The organism is Alteromonas sp. C1M14 (genome assembly GCF_018860965.1).
In the GTDB taxonomy this organism is placed as follows: Bacteria; Pseudomonadota; Gammaproteobacteria; order Enterobacterales; family Alteromonadaceae; genus Alteromonas.
The window spans coordinates 1-537 of the sequence record NZ_JAHKQF010000010.1 but is presented as its reverse complement, the minus strand read 5'-3'; the positions used below and the strand labels follow the sequence as shown (position 1 = coordinate 537).

The following is a 537-nucleotide window of genomic DNA, read 5'->3' as shown; positions in this document are numbered from 1 at the left end:
CCCTTTCTAACCTTAACAGTGCCACGCCCATCATCAGCGGCACGTGCGATGAAATTGGCGCGGTGATCAACATTGAGGTGACCGACAGTGACGACGTTACCCAAACTTTTACCACTGACGTATTGCCGGATGGGACGTTTTCCATTGAGCTGCCCGCCGATGCCGCCGAAGGGTTATTGGATGTGAATGTATCGGTGCTCGACAGCGCCGGCAATGTGGCCTCAGTGAGCACCAGTGGCTTAATTGACTTAACCTTGCCGGTGTTGAACGTAGATGCCCTTTCCAACTTAAACAATGCCACGCCTACCATCAGTGGCACGTGCGATGAAATTGGCGCTTCGATCACCATTGAAGTGACCGACAGTGATGAAGTCACCCAGACTTTCACCACTGACGTTTTACCCGATGGGACGTTTTCCATTGAACTCCCCGCCGATGCCGCCGAAGGGTTGCTAAGCGTAGATGTTTCGGTACTGGATAGTGCCGGCAATGTGGCCACGGTAAGCACCAGCGGCTTGATTGATTTAACCTTGCCGG

The 537-nt window shown here is 53.3% G+C and carries 1 protein-coding gene; it reads left to right on the top strand.

The annotated features are described in order from the left end of the window. Positions 1-537 (top strand): Ig-like domain-containing protein (locus KO501_RS09580; RefSeq protein ID WP_216029453.1); only part of this gene is annotated, 537 nt, incomplete at both ends.